The sequence below is a fragment of the Scleromatobacter humisilvae genome (assembly GCF_023231945.1).
Classification (GTDB): domain Bacteria; phylum Pseudomonadota; class Gammaproteobacteria; order Burkholderiales; family Burkholderiaceae_C; genus Scleromatobacter; species Scleromatobacter humisilvae.
Genome location: NZ_JAJLJH010000001.1, coordinates 372,843 through 388,974 on the forward strand (window position 1 = coordinate 372,843; position 16,132 = coordinate 388,974).

The following is a 16,132-nucleotide window of genomic DNA, read 5'->3' on the forward strand; positions in this document are numbered from 1 at the left end:
TAGCAGCGGCGGCACGGCGCGGCCGGCCGGCTGCGACGGGAGACGGACGCGAGGGGCCGAACGGCGGCGACGCCTTCGTTCGTCGGCGTTTCGGGGGCGTTGGTCGATTCGCGCGTGCGGCGGCCGCCGGCTTCTGCGATGCTTCGTTCATCAAGACCTCGCCCCGGACGCCCGCATGTTCGACTACTCCCGCCCCCACCCGCACGTCCACGTGCTGCGCCTGCGCGGCCATCGCACGCTGCGCCGCGTTTTCACCGGCATGGTGCTGATCCTCGCAGGCATCGGCGTCCTGCTGAAGAACCAGGGCCTGATCAGCGGCGACGAGCTGTGGCTGATCGCGCCGGCGGTGATCGCGCTGTCCGGCCTGGCGCGGCTGATCGCGTTGCCCGACGCGGTCAACGTCGTGCGCGCGGTGCTGCGGCTGGCGGTCGCGGCCTATCTCGTGGTGGTGATCGAGCACATCGGCGGCTGGACGTTCGCGGCCACCTGGCCCGTGCTGCTGATCGGCGTCGGCGGCAGCATGCTCGGCTACGAACTGCTCGTGCGCCGCCGCCCGTCGCAGGAGCCGAACTGGTGAGCCGTGACCCGCTGAACCGCCAGCGCAGCCGGCTCGTCTTCGGTGTCTTCATCATCGTCGTCGGGCTGTTCGCGCTGCTGGACAACCTGCATGTCTTCGACAGCCGCCTCGTCCAGCCGTTCTGGCCGCTCGTGTTCGTGGCGATGGGCGCGTTGAGGCTGTCGCAGAACGATGGCCATGCCAAGCACTACATCTTCGGCGTCGCGCTGATGGTGGTCGGCACCGGCATGACGCTGAACAATCTCGGGCTGATCCACTTCCAGTGGCGCGACCTGTGGCCGGTCGCGCTGATCCTCGTGGGCCTGAACGTGCTCACGCGCGGATTCACGCGCGGCACCGACGGCCAGCCGCTGCCGCGGCCGCGGCCCGGGCAGCGCGACGAGCGCTTCGAGCACGGCACCAGCATCGACGCCTCCGCGATGATGAGCGGCATCGTGCTGAAGAACGACTCGCAGGAGTTCACCGGCGGCGAGATCAACGCCGTCATGGGCGCGGTCGAGATCGACCTGCGCCAGGCGGCCATCGCCACCGAGGCGGTGCTGCACCTGTCCGTGATCATGGGCGGCGTCGAGATCCGCGTGCCGCGCGAGTGGTCGGTCTCGGTCAACGGCACGCCGATGCTGGGCGGCATCGAGGACAAGACCGCGCCGCCGATGGCGCCGGGCAAGCGCCTGATCATCGAGGGCTCGGTGATCATGGGCGGCGTCGAAATCACGAACTGACGTGCATCCCATCCTCGCCGATCCTCGTCGGCTCCTCTGGTACGAACTCGCCTGGATCATCGCCGGCGTGGGCATCGCCGCGCTGCTGCGTCTCACCGAGCAGGCCGAGTGGACGGGCGCGCTCGAGTTCGCGGTGCCGCTCTGCGTGGTCTGGTCCTTCGACGCGCTGTCCTCGTACTACATCTGCCGCAGCCAGCCCTACTCGCAGCGGCGCTGGCCGGTGACGCTGAGCCTGTTCGGCGGCGCGTCGCTGCTGTCGGCGCTGGTGTGGCTCGGGCTGGGCGAGACGTGGAACCTGCTGGGGCGCTGGATGTCGCACGACAACCGGCCCTTCGTGGTCATGAACCCGGCCGGCTGGGTGATGTACTTCGCCGCCGGCTTCGTGCTGTACCTGCTGGCGCTGCTGGCGCACGACGTGCTCATCGCGTTCGAGAGCGTGCAGGAGGCCGCGCGCCGCGAGGCCGAGTCGCGCGTGCTGGCGCGCGACGCCGAGCTGCAGATGCTGCGCACGCAGATCAATCCGCACTTCCTGTTCAACAGCCTCAACTCGATCAGCGCGCTCACCGGGTTCGACCCGGCCGCCGCGCGCGAGATGACCGTCGACCTCGCGCAGTTCTTCCGCCGCACGCTGGCGCTGGCCGAGCGCGAGCGCATCACGCTGGGGGAGGAGGTCACGCTGTGCGAGCACTTCCTCGCGATCGAGAAGCGCCGCTTCGGCGCCAAGCTCGCCACCGAGCTGCGCGTGAGCGCCGAAGCCGCCGCCTGCCTGCTGCCGCCGATGACGCTGCAGCCGCTGCTGGAGAACGCGATCAAGCACGGCATCCGCCAGGTCGACGGCGGCGGCACCATCGCCGTCGACGCGCTGGTGCGCGACGGCCAGCTGCGCATCGCGGTCGTCAACCCGGTGGCGCCGGAAGACGCGCCCGCCGGCGCGCACGGCGTCGGCCTGAAGAACATCCGCGAGCGCCTGGCCGTGCTGTACGGGCCGCGCGCCCACATCGCATGGCAACGCAGCGAGACGCAGTTCGCCATCGAGATCCACCTGCCCGTCGACAAGGAGAGCGGCGCATGACTTCATCACCAGGACTCCGCGCGCTGATCGTCGACGACGAGGACCTCGCGCGCCGCCTGATCCGCGAATACCTGCAGGGGCATGCGGACATCGACATCGTCGGCGAATGCGAGAACGGCCTCGACGCCGTCAAGCAGATCGGCGCGCTGCAGCCCGACCTCGTGTTCCTCGACATCCAGATGCCGCGCCTGACGGGCCTCGAGGTGCTCGAGCTCACCGGCCGCCGCGCCGGCGTGATCTTCACCACGGCCTACGACGAGCACGCGATCAAGGCCTTCGAGCTGCATGCGGTCGACTACCTGCTCAAGCCGTTCTCGAAGGCCCGATTCGACGACGCCCTCGCGCGGGCGCGCACGCTGCACGCGCCCGCGGCGCCGGCGCCGGGTATCGATGCGCTTGTCGCGCGCAGGAACGCGCCGCTCGAACGCATCCTCATCCGCGACCGCGAACAGGTGCACGTGATCCCCATCGAGCAGGTCGAATGCATCGAGGCCCAGGGCGACTACCTCGCCATCCACGTCGACGGCAAGTGCCACCTGAAGCCGCAGCGCATCTCGGAGATCGAGGAGCAGCTCGACCCCGCGCGCTTCCTGCGCGTGCACCGCTCGTTCATCATCAGCCTCGCGCACCTGCAGGCCATCGAGCGCCCCGGCCCCGACCGCCACGCCGCGCGCCTGCGCAGCGGCAAGCGCGTGCCGATCAGCCGCAGCGGCTACGAGAAGCTGCGCACGCTGGTCTAGCGGGCGCGTCGATTGCATCCTGACGGCTCCGCTGCGATGCAGCCCGCTCGTCTGGAGCCCCGATGTCTCGCCTGCTGCCCATCCTCACCGCTGTCGCCGCCGTCGCGGCCGCGCTGTCCGTCCATGCGATGCCCGGCGAGACCGGCGTCGGCCCGGTGGCGTCGCCGACCGAGACGGTGGGGCCGCATCCCGTGATCAAGCCGGTCGACAAGCACCTGATCCCGACGGTGCAGATCGCCGTCGCCAAGGGCTGGCCGGCGGGCGCGAAGCCGAGCGCGGCCGCGGGCATCGCGGTCAACGCGTTCGCCACGGGACTCAACCATCCGCGCTGGCTCTATGTGCTGCCCAACGGCGACGTGCTGGTCGCCGAGACCAACGCGCCGCCCAAGCCCGACGACGCCAAGGGCATCAAGGGCAAGGTGATGAAGTCGGTGGAGAAGAAAGCCGGCGCGGGCGCGCCCACGGCCAACCGCATCGTGCTGCTGCGCGACGCCGACGGCGACGGCGTGGCCGAGACGAAGACCGTCTTCATCGACGCGCTGAACTCGCCCTTCGGCATGGCGCTGGTCGGCAACGACCTCTACGTGGCCGACACCGACGAGATCCTCAAGTTCCCGTATAGAGCCGGCGAGACCAGCATCGCGTCGCCCGGCGTCAAGGTGACCGACCTGCCGGCCGGCACGATCAACCACCACTGGACGAAGAACATCATCGCGTCGGCCGACGGCAGCAAGCTCTATGCGACGACCGGCTCCAACAGCAATGCCGGCGAGAACGGCATCCCCGCCGAGGAAGGGCGCGCGCGCATCTGGGAGGTCGACCTGGCCACGGGCGAGAAGCGGCCGTTCGCGACCGGCATGCGCAACCCGAACGGCATGGCCTGGGCGCCCGGAACCAACGTGCTCTACACGGTCGCCAACGAGCGCGACGAGCTCGGCGACGACCTCGTGCCCGACTACCTGACCTCGGTCAAGGACGGCGCGTTCTACGGCTTCCCGTGGAGCTACTACGGCCAGCACGTCGACGACCGCGTCAAGCCGCCGCGTCCCGACATGGTGGCCAAGGCGATCCCGCCCGACTTCGCGCTCGGCGCGCACGTCGCGGCGCTGGGCCTGGTCGCGGCCACGCAGACCGCGCTGCCCGCGCCGTTCGCCAACGGCATGTTCATCGGCGAGCACGGCTCGTGGAACCGCAAGCCGCCGGTGGGCTACAAGGTGCAGTTCGTGCCGTTCGCCAACGGGCAGCCCTCGGGCATGCCGATCGACGTGCTGGCGGGTTTCGTCAGCGACCAGGGCGAGGCCTGGGGCCGGCCGGTGGGCGTGGCGATCGACGGCAAGGGCGCGCTGCTGGTGGCCGACGACGTCGGCAACGTGGTGTGGCGGGCGACGGGCGCGGCGCACTGAGCTACCACTTGCAGCCCTTGCCGGTGACGGCGTCCTTGGCCAGTGGGATCACGGCCAGCAGGCCCGCGCCGGCATAGGCCTCCGAGCACTTCGCGCGGTTGGCCTTCTCGAGGTCGGTCTCGAGCTGCGTCTTCTTCTCGGCCGGTGCGGGCAGCGCCGGCACCAGCCCGCTGCGCGTGCGGCCGAGGCTGGGGCCCATGCCGCCGCCATGCAGGTCGAGGTTGAGCGGCGCGCTCGCGCCGGTGTTGGGCGGCGGCGCCGAACCGTTGCCGCCGGGGCCGCTCGATCCGTCGAGGTTGAGCTTGCCGCCGCCGTTGGTGGGCGAGGCCGTGCCGCCGGCGCCGCCGCGCTCGGCGGGGTTGTCGACCGGGCGCACCGACTGCGTCTGCGTCGCGGTCGACGGCGCCGCGGGCGTCGCGCCGGTGGCCTGCGGGCGCGGCGTGGGCGTCGGCGGCGCGACGGGCGCGGGCACCGGTGTCGGCGCGGGCGATGGCGCGGGCGGCGCGGGCACGGGTGCGGGCGCTGGCGTCGGCGTGGGCGTCGGACTGGCAGCCGGGACGGGCGCCGGGGCAGGCACGGGAGCCGGCGCGGGTGCGGGCGCGGGTGCGGGTGCGGGCGGCGGTAGCGGTGCGGGCGTTGGCGCGGGCTTGGGCGCGGGGGCGGGCACGGGGGCGGGTACCGGCGCGGGTGACGGAACCGGCGCGGGTGCCGGCACCGGAACGGGCGTCGGCGCGGGCGGCATCGGCGTCGGCGCAGGCGCGGACACTGGAACGGGCGCGGGTGCGGGAGCCGGCACCGGCTTGGCCACCGGCACCTGCAGCGGCACGAAGGTGGGCTTGGTCAGCGGCGGCGGCGCCAGCGGCGGCGCGGCGATCGGCGCCGGCCGCGGGGCGGGCGGCAGCGGCGGAATCGGCGGCAAGGGTGCGGGCGGCGGCGGCGCGACCGGCACGGCCAACGGCGTGAACGTCGGCTTGGGCAGCGCGATGGGCGTCGGCGTCGGCGGCACGATCGGCGCCGGGCGCGGCTCGGGCGGCAGCGGCGCGGGCATCGGCAGCGGCTCGGGCGGCGGCGCAGGCGGGGGTTCGGACGCGGGCGGCGCCGGAACGGGCGCTGCCGCCGGCACGGGCACTGGGGCCGGCGTGGGCGCGGAGGCCGGCGCGGACGCGGGCTGCGCCGACGGCACCGGCTTGGGCACCGGCGGCGACGGCAGCGCCGACGACGCCTGTCCGGCCGAGATCGGCGCCTTGCGCGCGACCAGCAACGGCAGCGTGGCCGGCGGCGCCTCGACGGGCGCGGGTGTCGGCGGCGCGGCGTTGTCGCGGATGACGATGGACGGCTCGACGATGGCGGTCGCCTCGGCGGCGTCGGCAACGGTGCGGTTGGCGGCGGCCGAGGCGCGGTCGGCGGGCGACGCGGCGGCGGACGCGGGTTGCGTCTCGGGCAGCGCGGCGCCGGCGGCCAGCTCGGTGGCGCTGCGGCCGGCCGGCGCGCGCGACTCGCGCGTCTCGGGCATGTACACGACCAGTTCGCCCGCCCGCCGATTGCCGACCGGCGAATTGCCGCCCGGCGCGGTGCCCACGATGATGAACAACAGGATGTGCAGCAGCAGCGCCAGGACGATGCAGCGCTCCAGGCTGGGCTGGCTGACGCCCGGCTGCGGCCAGGGCAGGCCCGCGGCGCCGCTGAACGCCGAGCCGCGCAGCGCGAGCCCGACGGGCGGCACCGCCGGGCGCTTCTTCAGGAAGTTCCTCGTGAGGGCGTAGCGGACGGGGCGAAGCAAGCTGGAGGATTCCGGACAGGGGCTGGGAAGCTCGGCCGTGGATCCGGCACGCTCCCGGTCGCCATCGTAGTCGCAACCCGTGACGGCGCCGCCGGCATGTGGCTTGGCTGCCGCAGCGCGGCGTCGAGATCCTCACGCTCCGGCGTTCGGGAGAAGAGGCGACGCGCAGGCGCCGACGGCATCGACAATGGGCCGATGACGCCCGACTTCGAGACGCTCGAGATCCGCGCCAACGGCCTGCGCTTCCACGCGCTGGCCGCCGGCCCCGCCGACGGCCCGCTGCTGCTCCTGCTGCACGGCTTCCCGGAGACCTCGCACTGCTGGAGCCGCCACCTCGTGCCGCTGGCCGCGGCCGGCTTCCGCGTGATCGCGCCCGACCAGCGCGGCATCGGCCTGAGCAGCAAGCCCGAGGGCATCGCCGCCTACCGCATCGACCACCTGGCGGCCGACATCGTCGCCCTCGTCCGCGCGCTCGGGCGCGAGCGCGCGCAGGTGGTCGGGCACGACTGGGGCGGCGCGGTGACGTGGTACCTGGCCGAGCATCACGCCGATGTCGTCGAGCGCGTGGCCATCATCGACGTGCCGCACGGCGGCACTTTCGAGCGCTACCTGCGCAGCCATCCCTCGCAGATGCTCAAGAGCTGGTACATGCTCTTCTTCCAGCTGCCGCGGCTGCCCGAGGCGCTGCTGCGCGCGAACGACTTCAGGCGGCTGGCGCACGCGATCGTCGCGACCAGCCTCTCCGGCGCCTTCACGCCCGAGGATCTCGCGATCTACCGCCAGGCCTGGGCGCAGCCCGGCGCGCTCACCGGCATGCTGAACTGGTACCGCGCGCTGCGGCTGACGTCGAAGCTGCCGCGCGGCACCGGCCGCGTCGCGATCCCCGTGCGCCTGATGTGGGGCGACCGCGACCACGCGCTGGAGCCGGCGATGGCCGAGGCCTCGATCGCGCGCTGCGACGCCGGCGAGGTGTTCCACTTTCCGGACGCCACGCACTGGCTGCCGCGCGAGGAGCCCGAGCGCGTCACGGCACTGCTGCTCGAGTTCCTGCGGCGCTGAAAACGCCGACGGCGCGCGAGTCCGAAGACCCGCGCGCCGTCGCTGGCCCCTGGTGGCTTACTGGCCCGTCGGGACCTTGTCGGCCGCGAGCTTGGTCGGCGAGCCCTTGATCTCCTTGACCAGGCGGCCCGCGCCGTAGACCTTGTCCATCGCCTCGAGCAGCGCGGCGGAGTCGACCGCGACCGCGCGGTTGAGCGCCGGGTCGTAGCCGTAGTCGCCCCCCAGCGAGTGGATGTTGCCGTCGAAGATCAGCCCGGCCACCTCGCCCTTGCGATTGACCAGCGGCGAGCCCGAGTTGCCGCCGATGATGTCGTTGGTGGTGACCACGTTCATCGGCGTCGACAGGTCCAGGCGCGGCTTGTCCTTGATCCAGGAGTCGGGCAGCTGGAACGGATCGGCGCCGGTCGCGCGGTCGAACGCGCCGGCGATGGTCGTGAACGGCGCGACCGCGTGGTCGCCCTCGGTCCAGCCCTTGACCGTGCCGTACGACAGGCGCAGCGTGAAGGTGGCGTCCGGATACTTGCTGTCGCCGTAGACCGCGAAGCGGGCCTTGGCGAGCAGCTCCTGCTGGCGCTTCATCGGGCCGTCGACCTCGGTCTCGACCTTCTTGCGGATCGCCCGCGCGTCCGGGTCGAGCGCGCGCGCGAGCTCGATCATCGGATCGTGCGACGCATCGACCGCCGCCTTGCCGCCGTCGTACAGCGCCTTGCGGTAGCCGCCGATCGCGTTGCCGTGCGCGCCGACCTGCAGCTCCTTCAGGCGCGTGTGCCTGACGGCGTCGGTGGCGATCTGGGCCGGGCTGCGCTTGCCGAATACGCGCTTGACGATGGGCGAGTCGGCGCCGAGGTCGGCGCGCATGCGCGTCAGCGACCAGGTGAGCGTGGCGATCTCGAGCTCGTCGTAGATCGGCTCGTTGGCCAGCGTCACCGCCTTCATCTGCGGCAGGCGCGACTCGCCGAACTCGCGCAGGCGCTCGCCGTTGGGCTTGGCCACCTCGTCGCCGTGGCGCACCAGGTTGCGCGCGATCGTGAACAGCGACGAGTAGCGGATGCCGCGCTCCAGCGCCGTGTACTCGGTGCGGTAGATCTCGTCCTTGCGCACCAGCTCGCCGATCGCGTCCCACACGCCGCCGTAGGCCTGCGCGAGCGCCGGATCGGCCATCACCTTGGCGCGGAACGCCTTCTCGTTGGCGGCGAGCTGGCCGTAGAACGCCTTGTCGGACAGCGCCTCGTGGCGGCCCGTGAAGACCTTCAGGCCGTTCTCGGTGCCGAACAGCATGTCGTTGCTCTGGCGCTTCTGCTCGGCGCCGCGCTCGCCGTACTCCGTGAGGTAGCCGCGCAGCTCGGAGCGCAGGGCGATGTCGCGCACGAGCTTGTCGTCGCGCTCGTCGTCGAACTGCGCCATCGTGAGCTCGCGCGCGGTGCCGCCCGGGTTGCCGGACACGAAGGTCAGGTCGCCGTCCTTCAGCTTGCCATCCGACCAGGACAGGTGCTCGGCGTTGTGCAGCGGCTTGCCGTCGCTGCCGTAGATGCGCACCATCGACACGTCGAGGTCGTAGCGCGGGAAGTTGAAGTTGTCCGGGTCGCCACCGAAGAACGCGATGCGGTCTTCCGGCGCGAAGACGAGGCGCACGTCCTGGTAGCGGCGGTACTTGTAGAGGTCGTAGCGGCCGCCCTCGTAAAGCGTGACGACCTCGCAGCGCAGCTCGTCGCTCGTGCCGCATTCCTTCTCGATGGCGGCCAGCGTGGCCTTCTGCACGTCGTTGAAGGTCGCGGGCGTGGCGTCCCTGGTCGCGTCCTGCACGCGCTTGGTGACGTCGGTGATCTCCACCAGCTGGTTCATCTCCATGCCGGGGCAGCGCGCCTCCTCGCCGACGGTCTTCGCGTAGAAGCCGTCGCGGTTGTAGTCCTTGTGCGTGAGGCCGGACACGTTCTCGATGCAGCTGCGCGCGCAGTGATGGTTGGTCATCACCAGGCCTTCGGACGACACCAGCGAGGCCGAGCAGCCGCCCGCGATGCGCACCGAGGCCATGCGGACATGGTCGAGCCACGCCTGGTCGGGCGTGAAGCCGTAGGCCTGGCCGACCTTGGCCGCGGGGAAGTTGTTGAACGTCCACATGCCCTCGTCCGCGATCGCGGAGGACAGGCACAGCGAGAGCGCCGCGGCGAGCGGCAGGCGATTCATCATGGGAAGGAGAACTCCGGCAAGGGTCGCGAAAACCCGGCCGGCACGCGGTTGCGCTCATGGCGCGGCACGTGCCGCCGGGCGGCGGGGCACGATGCTAGCAGCTGCGATTTAAGCTTGCGTTCAGGCTGGCGCGAGCAGCGACCAGGCCGCCAGCGACGACGACACCAGCAGCACGAGGCAGTCGACGACCGCCAGCGCGCCATAGAGGCCGCCTTCGCTTTCGTCCGCGCCGATGCGGATGCGCAGCGGCTGGCCGGCCTGCGGCGCGGCGATCACCGGCAGCAGCAGGCCGTGGCCGGCGGTCGGCGACGCCGCCTGCGCCTGCAGCACCAGCGCCTCCGGCGAGGCGGCGACGAAGCGCCCCACGACGTGGATGCGGTCGCCGTTGCGCAGCAGGCGCTCGGGCGCGTCGGCATCGTGCGCGCCGGTGTCCTCGCCCAGGCCGGAACGCGCGGCCGACGGCGTCACCGCGCCCTGGCCGGTCACCTCCGCGCCGGCCGGCAGCACGATGCATTCGCCGCTGTCGTCCTCCAGCAGGAACGGACGCACGCTGTCGCGTGGCGGGCCCTCCTCGCCGGCGCTGAACCAGAGGCACAGCTCGCCGTCCGGCGACACCAGCGGCACCGCGTCGGGCAAGGCGCGCGCGCGCCCGTGCAGCGCCACGACCCCCGCGAGCTGGCCGGACTGCGCCAGCGCACCGGCCTTGGAGACGGGAACCCCGGGCGCGACACGCAACTGGCGCGCGGTGCCCCAGGCCACCGCCGTGCCGAGTGCCGCCACGGCGGCCAGGATCGCGCGCGCGACGGCCGACCGCGCCACGTCGCCCTCGCCCTGCGCGGCCGCCCAGATGAAGAACGCGACGCCGATGAGGGGCGCCGCGCCGACCAGCAGCCGCCACTTCGTATCGTGGGTCATCACCGACATCGCGCCACTCCCGCGGTGGAGAACTGCTGGATGCCTGATATTGAGCGTCCCCCCGCGCGGCGGATATCCCGCGAATCGAAATGCCGGTGCCGCCCCGTCTAACCGATGCTTCAGTTGCGCAGCGCGGCGATCACGGCCGCAGCGTGCCGTCCGCCACCTTCTTGCCGGCCTCGAAGGCCTCGAAGGACAGGCCGTTGTCGTACAGCTGCCAGGGCGTCGTGCACAGGATGGTGCCGGTGGCCGTCTCGCCGGGCTGTACCAGTTGACCGGCTTTGGGGAGGTGGAACGCGCAGGTGTGCAGGTCGGTCTGGCCCGCGAAACGCAGCTGCGGGCTCCAGCCGTCGGCAACGGGTGCGTCCTGGCGCAACGTCAGCGTGGCCGGCACGGCGTGGTGCGTGGTGAACTTCAGCGTGCGCACGGCGGTGGGCGGGGCGACCGCGCTGGCCGGCTTGGCGTTGGTCATCGTCTGCTGCTCGGTGGCGTGCGCGGCGTGGGCCAGGACGAGCGCGCACGCGGCGATGGCGGCACGGGAAAGGGTGGGCTTCATGGCGGTTCCGTCAAGTTGCGCGATCCGTTTGTCGCGGTGCAGCTCGACGGCAAACGGCGCGCCCAGCGACGCGCCAGCTGCGCGGCCCTCAGCGATCCGGCATCACGTCGTCGATCATCGCGGTCGTGTTCAGCGCGTGCTGCGCCACCTGCTCGATGCTCATGCCGATCACCGACAGCGGGTAAGTGCCCGAGACGACGCCGTCGTACGCGAGCTCGGCCGCGACGGCCTCGGGCGGCATGCCCTCGACGGCGGCGACGAGGCACTCGACGATGGATTCGAGGCCGTCGTCGGCATACAGCTCCTCCGACTCGTAGCCGACGCGGTAGCCGAAGGAGTCGGCGGACTTGTCGATGTCGATGCGTACGATCATGGGGTCTCCTTTGGGGCGTCGCGCTTGCTCGAGGCGAAGAAGTGTACCGAGCGCGCCGCGGCCGCTCGTGGAGAATGCCGGCATGAAGCGCTACATCGCCCTGCTCCGCGGCATCAACGTCGGCAAAGCCAAGCGGGTTCCCATGGCCGACCTGCGCGCGCTGATGGAGGCGCTCGGCCACGCCGGCGTGCGCACGCTGCTCAATAGCGGCAACGCGGTCTTCGACGCCAGGGCCGGCACTGCCGCCAGCCACGCGAAGAAGCTGCGCGCCGCCATCCTCGAGAAGACCGGCGTCGACTGCGAGGTCATCGTCAAGACCGCCGCCGACCTCGCCGCCGCGATCGCCGAGCACCCGCTGCGCCGCCACGCCGAGGACGACGCCCGCATGCAGGTGATGTTCGTGCAGGAGGCGTCCACGCTCGCCGAACTGAAGCCGCTCGAGGCCGCAGACTGGGCGCCCGAGGCCTTCGCGGTCGGACAGCACGCGGCCTGGATGTGGTGTGCCAGCGGCATCATCGAGAGCCGCGTGGCCAAGGCCGTCGGCAAGGTGCTCAAGGAACGCGGCACGGCGCGCAACTGGGCGACCGTCGAGAAGCTGCAGGCGATGGTGGCGGCGGAGGCCTAGAGCCGGCGGTTCATCAGCACCTGGCTCATCATGTGCGGCGCGAAGCCCGCGCGGCGCAGCGCGTCGCCGCCGAGGTCGTCGCGGAAGATCGGCGGCGCGAACACGTCCGGATGCGTTGCCGCGACCACGCGTGCGAGCACCTCGGCGTCGCGCAGACCGGGTTCGCGGTCGATCAGGCTGTGGATCTGCGTCGGCGTGCCGTCGACGACGCTGAACACGAGTTGCGCGCTGCCGCACTGCCAGAACGTCAGCGGACGCACCTGCGCCGCCATGCAGCGTTCGCTGTTGGGAAACGGCAGCCAGTCGATGCGCTGGTCGGCGTCGGCCAGCCAGGCGAGCGCCTGCGCGCGGTCGACCGCGCGCGCGTCCCGCGCGGGGGCGCTCGCGGGCGCGCCTTCGGGCAGCTTCCAGCCGTTGAGGCCTTGGATCACGTCGAAGCCGCGGCTGCGATAGAGGCGCAACGCGCGCTCGTTCTCCGCGAAACATTCGAGCTCGACCCACGGCAGGCCCTCGGCCGACGCGCGAGCGATGAAGTCGTCGAGCAGCGCCTGCGCCGCGCCCGTGCCGCGCGCGGACGGCAGCGCGCCCATCACGCCCAGGCGCCAGCGGCCGACCTCGGGTCGCGGGCAATTGAACGCGAACGCCGCGACGGCGCCGTCGCGCACGGCGACGCGGCTGTGCGCGAGGTCGATGCCCTGGCGGCCGATGAACGACGGGAACTGCTCCAGCGTCATCTGGAACGGCCCGACCAGGTAGTCGGCGAAGGCGGCGACGGTCGCCGCGTGGAGGTCGGCCTCGGGCAGCGTGTCGGCCGCAACCAGCGTGAAGGAACTCATCGTGTCTGTGCGATCAGGGATTGAACACCGGCTCCGACGACGGCGCCGCGGGCGACACCGGCGCCGCGCCGGCCTCCGACCTGCGCCACAGCCCGCCGGTGGGCAGGCCGAGCGCGCGACGGCCGGCGCGCCAGAAGAAGCGCACGGTGGCCAGGAACGCGAAGAACTCGAGCAGCGTCAGCACGAAGCCGCCCACGGCCGTGAAGCGCTCCGAGCGACGATGGAACTTGGCCAGCATGCGCTCGCGCATCATCTCGATCGAGTCGTAGAAGCACGGGATGACCAGCAGCGTCAGCATCGTCGACGTGATCGTGCCGCCGATGATGGTGACGGCCATCGGCCGGTAGAACTCGCCGCCCTCGCCCAGGCCGATGGCCACCGGCAGCATGCCGGCGATCAGCGCGAACGTGGTCATCATGATCGGGCGCAGGCGCTTGCGGCCGGCGTGCATCAGCGCCTCTTCGCGATCCATGCCCTCGCGTTCCTCGGCACGCGCGGCGTCCAGCAGCAGGATGGCGTTCTTCGCGACCAGCCCCATCAGCATGATGACGCCGATGATGCTCATGAGGTTGAGCGTCCCGTGCGTGGACACCAGCGCGATCACCACGCCGATCAGGCTCAGCGGCAGCGAGATCATCACGGGAATCGGCGCCGTGAACGAGCCGAACTGCATCACCAGCACGAGATACATCAGCGCCACGCCGGAGACCAGCGCGATGCCGAGGTTGCTGAACACCTCCTGCTGGTCGTGCGACGCGCCCGTCAGCTCGATGCCGAAGCCCGGCGGGAACTGGATGGCCCTGGCGATCTTCATCGCGTCGGCGGTGACCTCGCCCGACGAGCGGCCCTGCGCGTTTGCGGCCACCACCATCATGCGCTTGGAGTTCGCGTGCTGGATCTTGGACGGCGCCTTGCCCATCGTGACGGTGGCGATCTGCTCGAGCGGCACCATGCGGTCGGAGCCGGCGACGGCGATCGGCAGGCGCTCGATGTTGCTCGCGTCGACGCGGTCCTCCGGCGCCAGCCGCACCGCGACGTCGCGCGCCTCGCCGGTCGGATCGACCCAGTCGCCCGCCTCGACGCCCGCGAACGCCACGCGCAGCGACTGCGCCGCGTCGTTGATCGACACACCCATCGAGTTGGCCAGCCCGCGGTCGAGGTCGATGCGCAGCTCCTGTTGCGGATCCTGCTCCGACAGCCCGACGTCGACCGCGCCCTTGACCTTGCGCAGCTTGTCCATGAAGTCGTTGGTGATGGCCAGCAACTGGCGCGAATCGGTGCCGTGGAAGCGGATCTGCACCGGCTTCTGCGCGCCGTTGTTGAGGTCGTCCAGCACCACGTATTCGGCGCCGACCAGGCGCGACATCAGCTTGCGCAGGTCCTCGCCGACCTCGGTGGCGTTGCGCTTGCGCTGCGTGCTCTTGCCGATGTCGACGTAGATGCGGCCCTGCGCCGGGTTGACCCAGGCGTTGGTGGCCACCGTCTCGGGCAGCGTGCGCGCCAGCGCCGTGGCCTCGTCGAGCTTCATGCGCGCGTAGTCGAGGCTGGCGCTCGGCGGCATGCGGATGTCGACCGCCAGCGTGCCGCTGTCGGACTTGGGCAGGAAGTCGGAACCGCCCAGGCCCATCTGCAGTGCGATCGCGAGCACGAAGCTCAGGAACGCCGCCCAGCCCATGTACCAGCGATGGTGCAGCGCCCATTCGATGATGCGGCTGTAGCGGTCGGCCTGGTGGTCGAACCAGTCGTTGAAGCGTTGCAGATAGCGGCCGATGCCCTTGCGCGGCGCGTCGTGCAGGTCCACCGGATCGCCCCAGTAGGCCGACAGCATCGGGTCCAGCGTGAACGAGATGAACAGGCTCACGATCACCGACGCGACGACCGTCAGGCCGAACGGCCGGAACCACTCGCCGGTGATGCCCGGGATGAAGGCCACCGGCGCGAACACCGCGACGATGGAGAACGTGGTCGAGGCCACCGCCATGCCGATCTCGGCCGTGCCGTTGAGCGCCGCGGTGCGCCGGTCCTCGCCGCGCTGCATGTGGCGCACGATGTTCTCGCGCACCACGATCGCGTCGTCGATCAGCACGCCGATGGCCAGCGACAGCCCCAGCAGGCTCATGAAGTTGAGCGTGAAGCCGCACAGCCACACGGCGATGAACGCGGTGATGACGGATGTCGGCAGGCTCAGGCCCGTGATCAGCGTCGAGCGCCACGAGTTGAGGAACACGTAGACGACCAGGATGGTCAGGCCGGCGCCGAAGAACAGCGAGTGGATGACGTTGTCGAGGCTGTCCTGCGCGTCGTTGCCGCCGTCCTGCGTGACCTCCAGCCTGGCCTTGCCGGCCTGCTCCTTGTTGATCGTCTCGACCAGCTCGCGCACTTCCTTGGCGATGGTGACGGTGCTGCCTTCGCGCGTTCGCGTGACCGACAGGCCGACGTTGGCGCGCCCGTTGCGCTCGTTGTAGCCGGCCATCTCGGCGAAGCCGTCCTGCACCGTCGCGACCTGGCCCAGGCGGATCAGGTTGTCGCCGCTGCGCTTGATCAGCATCTGGTTGAACTCGGCCGGCGACTCGAAGCGGCCGACGAGACGGATGCTCTGGTCTTCCAGCGTGCCGCGCACCTTGCCCACCGGCGCCGTGGCGTTCTGCGCGCGCAGCGCGTTGACGACATCGGTGACGGACACGCCGAACTCGCGCAGCTTCTGCGCGTGGAGCAGCACGCTCAGCTCGCGCGTCAGCGAGCCGTTGACGTTGACGGTGGCCACGCCCGGCAGAGCGCGGAAGCGGTCTGCCAGCTGGTCCTCGGCCAGGCGCGAGATCTCGGCGTGCGACATCGTCTGCGACGACAGCGCGATCTGCATGATGGGCTGCGCCGACGGGTCGATGCGCGTGAGCACCGGCTCGCGCATCTCCACCGGCAGCTTGTAGCGCACCGTGCCGATCGCGTTGCGGATCTCGTCCGAGGCCTGCGTCATGTCCTTGTGGAAGTCGAACACCAGGACGAACTGCGCCTGGCCCTCGCTGGCCGTCGACGACGAGCGCGACTGGTCGACGCCCTCGATGCCCTGCATCGCGCGCTCGATGCGGTTGACGATCTCGCGCTCCACGGTGTCGGGCGACGCGCCCGGGTAAGTGATGCTGACCACCATCACGGGCTGGTCGACGTCGGGGATCTGGTTGACGCGCAGCTTGTTCAGCGCGATCAGCCCCAGGCCCATCAGCGTGATGACGATGACGAGCGCGGCCACCGGCCGCTTGATGCTGAAGTCGGAAAGAAACATCGCGTGC

General features: G+C 71.4%; 14 protein-coding genes. 7 read left to right on the forward strand and 7 right to left on the reverse strand.

The genetic code is table 11. The annotated features are described in order from the left end of the window. Positions 1–175: 175 nt before the first annotated feature. The 5 genes from LPC04_RS01745 (at position 176) to LPC04_RS01765 (ending at position 4,514) form a co-directional block, all read left to right on the forward strand. Positions 176–577, forward strand: a complete 402-nt coding sequence (locus tag LPC04_RS01745) for a LiaF transmembrane domain-containing protein (RefSeq protein WP_275680457.1) — start codon at positions 176–178, stop codon at positions 575–577. Further along, entirely contained in the window at positions 574–1,299 is a 726-nt protein-coding gene (locus LPC04_RS01750; protein WP_275680458.1) for a LiaI-LiaF-like domain-containing protein, read from the forward strand. Before LPC04_RS01745 ends, LPC04_RS01750 begins: the two co-directional genes overlap by 4 nt. A gap of 1 nt (position 1,300) precedes the next feature. Next, positions 1,301–2,371, forward strand: coding sequence for a sensor histidine kinase (locus LPC04_RS01755; RefSeq protein ID WP_275680459.1), 1,071 nt, complete (start codon positions 1,301–1,303; stop codon positions 2,369–2,371). Beyond that, entirely contained in the window at positions 2,368–3,111 is a 744-nt protein-coding gene (locus tag LPC04_RS01760) for a LytR/AlgR family response regulator transcription factor (protein WP_275680460.1), read from the forward strand. Before LPC04_RS01755 ends, LPC04_RS01760 begins: the two co-directional genes overlap by 4 nt. A 62-nt stretch (positions 3,112–3,173) precedes the next feature. Then, positions 3,174–4,514 (forward strand): PQQ-dependent sugar dehydrogenase, encoded by a 1,341-nt coding sequence (locus LPC04_RS01765; protein ID WP_275680461.1) that lies wholly within the window; start codon positions 3,174–3,176, stop codon positions 4,512–4,514. Between the two features lies 1 nt (position 4,515). On the opposite strand, the gene LPC04_RS01770 is transcribed toward LPC04_RS01765, so the two are convergent. Then, positions 4,516–6,294, reverse strand: coding sequence for a hypothetical protein (locus LPC04_RS01770; protein WP_275680462.1), 1,779 nt, complete (start codon positions 6,292–6,294; stop codon positions 4,516–4,518). A gap of 195 nt (positions 6,295–6,489) precedes the next feature. Between LPC04_RS01770 and LPC04_RS01775 the strand changes: the two genes are divergently transcribed. Further along, entirely contained in the window at positions 6,490–7,353 is an 864-nt protein-coding gene (locus tag LPC04_RS01775; RefSeq protein ID WP_275680463.1) for an alpha/beta fold hydrolase, read from the forward strand. Between the two features lie 57 nt (positions 7,354–7,410). Here LPC04_RS01775 and LPC04_RS01780 read toward each other — a convergent pair whose 3' ends face one another. From LPC04_RS01780 to LPC04_RS01795, 4 genes are all read right to left on the reverse strand, one after another. Then, positions 7,411–9,540: a S46 family peptidase gene (locus LPC04_RS01780; RefSeq protein WP_275680464.1), complete on the reverse strand. Its 2,130-nt coding sequence runs from the start codon at positions 9,538–9,540 to the stop codon at positions 7,411–7,413. A 120-nt stretch (positions 9,541–9,660) separates the two neighbouring features. Then, complete coding sequence (locus LPC04_RS01785) at positions 9,661–10,455, reverse strand: hypothetical protein (RefSeq protein WP_275680465.1); 795 nt, start codon at positions 10,453–10,455, stop codon at positions 9,661–9,663. Between the two features lie 139 nt (positions 10,456–10,594). Then, positions 10,595–11,011: a hypothetical protein gene (locus LPC04_RS01790; RefSeq protein WP_275680466.1), complete on the reverse strand. Its 417-nt coding sequence runs from the start codon at positions 11,009–11,011 to the stop codon at positions 10,595–10,597. Positions 11,012–11,099: 88 nt separating this feature from the next. Further along, positions 11,100–11,384 (reverse strand): hypothetical protein, encoded by a 285-nt coding sequence (locus LPC04_RS01795; protein ID WP_275680467.1) that lies wholly within the window; start codon positions 11,382–11,384, stop codon positions 11,100–11,102. 82 nt (positions 11,385–11,466) lie between these two features. Here LPC04_RS01795 and LPC04_RS01800 point away from each other — a divergent pair, with 82 nt between their 5' ends. After that, the gene (locus LPC04_RS01800) at positions 11,467–12,009 is read left to right on the forward strand and encodes a DUF1697 domain-containing protein (protein ID WP_275680468.1); all 543 of its coding nucleotides are present in this window, start codon (positions 11,467–11,469) and stop codon (positions 12,007–12,009) included. Here the strand turns inward: LPC04_RS01800 and LPC04_RS01805 are convergent. Further along, positions 12,006–12,845 carry a GNAT family N-acetyltransferase gene (locus tag LPC04_RS01805; protein WP_275680469.1) on the reverse strand — a complete coding sequence of 280 codons (840 nt, stop codon included), beginning with the start codon at positions 12,843–12,845 and terminating at the stop codon, positions 12,006–12,008. The genes LPC04_RS01800 and LPC04_RS01805 overlap by 4 nt on opposite strands. Positions 12,846–12,858: 13 nt before the next feature. Continuing rightward, complete coding sequence (locus tag LPC04_RS01810; RefSeq protein ID WP_275680470.1) at positions 12,859–16,125, reverse strand: efflux RND transporter permease subunit; 3,267 nt, start codon at positions 16,123–16,125, stop codon at positions 12,859–12,861. Positions 16,126–16,132: the final 7 nt, after the last annotated feature.